Source organism: Actinocrinis sp. (assembly GCF_035938995.1).
Classification (GTDB): Bacteria; Actinomycetota; Actinomycetes; order Streptomycetales; family Catenulisporaceae; genus DASZGI01.
This window is the reverse complement of sequence record NZ_DASZGI010000119.1, coordinates 1-4,150: the sequence shown is the minus strand read 5'-3', so window position 1 is coordinate 4,150 and position 4,150 is coordinate 1. Positions and strand designations below refer to the sequence as shown.

Here is a 4,150-nt window from a genome sequence, read left to right as displayed (position 1 = left end):
TTCCTACTCCTGGACATGCTGAACGCCGGTGTCCATCCGCGCATACCCGGAACGGGCTCCGTCGGTGCTTCCGACCTTTGTCTGCTGGCGCATCTCGCGCAGGTCATCATGGGCGAAGGGCTCGCCGAGTTCGAGGGCGCGGTGTCAGCGGGCGACTCGGCCTTGGCCCTTGCCGGACTGCGTCCTGCCGTTCTCGGACCCAAGGACGGGCTCGCGTTGTGCAGTTCGAACTCGGTGAGTTCCGGAGTCGGGGCCTTGGCGCTCGCCGACGGAGGCGAGATCTTCACACTCGCGCAGGCGGTCGCGGCGCTGACCTACGAAGGTTTCCGCGCGAACACGACTCCGCTTGACCCGAGCGTGCAGGCGGCCCGTCCGGCACCCGGTCAGCCGGCAGCAGCGAACGGCTTGCGCGCGCTGCTCACCGGCGGACTGCTGCTCGACCCGGCCAACGCCCGGCGGCTTCAGGACCCGATCAGTCTGCGCTGCGTCTCACAGGTGCACGGTGCGCTGCTGGCGGCGCTCGACTTCGTCCGTCCGGCGCTCGCGGCCGAACTCGGCGGTGCAGCCGACAATCCGCTCGTCCTGGCCGAGGAGGGGCGGGTGGTGTCGACGGGCAACTTCCACACGTCCGCCCTGGCCCTGGCGTTCGACACGCTCGCGCTGGCCCTGTGTCACGTCGCGACTCTCTCGCTCGCCCGCACCGAATGCCTGTTGACTGGCAGGCATTCCGGCTTGCCGGTCACCCTGTCACCGCGCGGTCCTGGTCATACCGGATTCATGGCTCTGATCAAGACCTCGCAGGCGCTCGCTGTCGAGATCAAGCAGCTGGCGACGCCGGTGTCTACGGATACGTACAGCAGCGCCGACGGAGTGGAGGACGACACCACGAACGCTCCGCTCGCGGCCCGTCGCACCGGCTGGATCATCGATCGGCTGCGCAGTGTTCTGGCGGTCGAGGCGCTGGTCGCGGCTCAAGCTGTGGATCTCGCCGACGTAGCTGCGCTCGGTGTCGGGCCGACACTGCTCCATCGATCGGTCCGGGCGATCATCGAGCCCTTGGACGACGATCGTGCCTGTGGTCCGGACGTGGAGCGCGTTGCGGCGGAAGTGCTGGCGGATCGGCAGGTACTCGCGAAGTTGGAAGCCATCGTTGCAGGCACGTCCGCTTCGTCCGCTCCAGCCCTCCCGCGCGTCGCTGAGCGTGATTGACGTAAGGCGCGAGATTTACGGTCTGTTCAACGTCCGAATGCTCCCGCAGCGGCCGATTCGGGATTACGCTGTCGCCCCGGCCGATCCCCGTCGGAGGGAACTGCGATGCGTCGTACCAGATCACTGCGAATCAGCCGAAAGTACGCGATCCTCTCCGCGGCGGCGGTCGTCGCCACCGGCGTGGCGGGCGCCGCGGGACAGACTGTCGCCTCCGCGAGCGCTTCTCCGAGCCACAGCCTCTGCGGTCTATCCGGCCCGATCAAGCACGTCATATACCTCCAGTTCGACAACACCCATTACACCCGCGACGCCGCGAACGTGCCGAGCGACCTGGAGCAGATGCCGACCCTGCTGCACTTCCTGACCGGCCAGGGCACCGTGGTCACGCACGAGCACACGCCGTTGATCGCGCACACCGCGAACGACATCGTGACCTCGGAGTCCGGGCTCTACGGGGACAAGCAGGGTCTTGCGATATCCAACACGTACCAGTACTACACACCGGACGGCACGACCGACACGGCCGGCTCGTTCGCGTACTGGACGGACCCGATCGTCGACTACAACACGGCGACGGGCGCGCCGCTCGGCGATTCCTCGCCCACCGTCGTGTCGCCGGTCGGCGGTCAGGCACCCGCGCCATGGGTCTCATACACCCGCGCCGGCTGTGACTTCGGTTCCGTCGCCGCGGCCGACACCGAACTTGAGAACACCACGCCCGATGTGCCCGACGTGTACGGGAGCAACTCGGCCCAGGCGAAAGAGGCTGAGGACCCGACTCAGCAGGCGAAGGCGGCGGCCGACTTCGAGGGCCTGTCGATCCACTGCGCAGCGACCTCGGCGCTGTGTTCCACGGCGAACGGCGTCGCGGACAACTTGACCGACGAGCCGGGCGGTTACTTCGGCTACCAGGCACTTTTCGGGAACGCCGCGATCCAGCCGGTTGTCAGCCCGAGCGGACCGGTGCGCGACCTCTACGGCAACGTGATCAATGACGGGCGGGGCAACATCGGATTCCCCGGCTACAACGCGATGACCGGCCAGAACGCCCTGGCGTACACGCTGGACATGCAGTTGCGCGGCGTGCCGGTGACCTACACCTATCTCACCGACCTGCACGAGGACTGGGCGACCGGAAACGCGTTCGGGCCGGGTGCGAGCGGCTACGTGGCACAGGCGAAGGCGGAGGACAAGGCGTTCGGGGTCTTCTTCGCCGATCTGGCCGCGCATGGCATCACCAAGCAGAACACGCTGTTCGTGGTGACGGCGGACGAGGGCGACCACTTCGTCGGCGGCGCCGGATCCCCGGCCGGCTGTAACGGCGTCAAAGTCCCGTGCACGTACTCGAACATCGGTGAGGTGGACGCCAACCTCAACGGTCTGCTCGCGACACAGGAAGGGATCACCACCCCGTTCGACGTGTCGGCGGACTCGGCCCCGGCTGTGTACGTCCACGGACAGCCCGCGCGCACCTCGGCGGACGTGCGTGCCCTGGAGCAGGCGACGGCGAAACTCACCACGCTCGACCTCGCCACTGGGAAGACCGTTCAGCTGACGCGGTACCTGGCCGATCCGGTGGAGCTGAAGCTATTGCACATGGTCACCGGCGACCCGGGCCGCACGCCGTCGTATGTCCTCTTCGGGAACACGGACTTCTGGATCAACGGCGGCGACCCGAACTGCACCACCCCCTGCACCGTCCAGAACAGCGCTGAGGCGTGGAACCACGGCGACGTCGCTCCTGAGATCAACACGACGTGGCTTGGGCTGGTCGGCCCAAGCGTGCGCACCGCGGGCGTCGACAACACGACCTGGTCCGAGCACGCCGACATCGAGCCGACGATCATGGCGCTCACCGGTCTGCACAGCGACTACACGCCCGACGGCCGCGTCCTGGCCGAGGCGCTGACCGGCCAGAGCTGGCAGAACCCGTCGCTGCTCGCGCTCGGGCGGGTCTACAGCCAGCTCGACTCGTCGGTGGGCCAGTTCGCTCTCGACACGCTCACCGCGTCGACTCAGGCGCTGACCAGCGACACCCCCGGCGACGCGCAGTACACGAGCATCGAGAACCAGCTGATCCAGCTCGGCGCGGCGAGAGACGCGCTCGTTCAGCAGATACGGGATGTGCTCGACGGCCAGGGGATGAAAGGCATGAACAGCGTGCAGCCGCAGCCCTCTCTAGTCGCCAGTGCGAACAATCTGACCAAGGCGGGCGAGCAACTGCTGACCCAGGTGACGCACCTCTCGCCGTCGTAGCGCGACGGGTTCGGGAGGCGCGCTCGGGGGCATTTATGAGCGGCGGGTCTTCGGATTTAAAACGACCGGTCGTCTTAAGCTTTGGGTGAGGTGAGAGACCCGCCGAGCAACGGCTGCTGCGACGCCGCAAGCTGCCGACTGCGGCGGTTCTGCGCTGGCTTTAAAACGACCGGTCGTCTTACATTCTCGCGCAGGTTAGAGACAGCCGCAGCGCATCGTCTGTGTGGTTGCTGCGCCGCCACACGCAGCCCACGTGCAGAGTTGTCGCGCGGTTCTTTCAAAATGGCCGGTCGTCTTAAAAGGTGCATGGGCGGCCTGATGGCCGTTCGCCGCGGTGTCGCATGTAACGGGCGCTGCGCACGCTCGCGATATGTCTTGACTTTGAACTCTCGCGCTATATCGTGTTCCTCGTTCGAGTGAGGAGGGTGGCGATGAGAGAACCGACTCTGGCGATCGACGCGGAGGGTTTGGTCAAGACATACAAGGGCGGGGTCGAGGCGGTGCGGGGCATCAGCCTTCAGATTCCGGCGGGGACGGTGTTCGGGCTGCTCGGACCCAACGGGGCGGGGAAGTCCACGGTGGTCAGGATGCTTTCGACGCTGTCCGCGCCCACCTCGGGCCGGGCCACGGTCGCCGGATTCGACATCGTGCGCGAGCAGGGGCGCGTACGGCGTGCGATCGGCTG

At 66.9% G+C, this 4,150-nt stretch carries 3 protein-coding genes; all 3 read left to right on the top strand.

Features of this window, described 5'->3' with window-relative positions; genetic code table 11:
• A partial coding sequence (locus tag VGZ32_RS08000; protein ID WP_326885230.1) for an aromatic amino acid lyase occupies window positions 1-1,209 on the top strand: 1,209 nt, incomplete at its 5' end.
• Window positions 1,210-1,314: 105 nt separating this feature from the next.
• The gene (locus VGZ32_RS07995; RefSeq protein ID WP_326885229.1) at window positions 1,315-3,465 is read left to right on the top strand and encodes a hypothetical protein; all 2,151 of its coding nucleotides are present in this window, start codon (window positions 1,315-1,317) and stop codon (window positions 3,463-3,465) included.
• Window positions 3,466-3,896: 431 nt separating this feature from the next.
• On the top strand, window positions 3,897-4,150 hold a 254-nt coding region (locus VGZ32_RS07990), incomplete at its 3' end, for an ATP-binding cassette domain-containing protein (RefSeq protein ID WP_326885228.1).

What these genes read in the sequence shown, in the direction of transcription:
- VGZ32_RS07995 (WP_326885229.1), top strand. Translation starts at nt 1,315, where the DNA reads ATGCGTCGTACCAGATCACTGCGAATCAGCCGAAAGTACGCGATCCTC.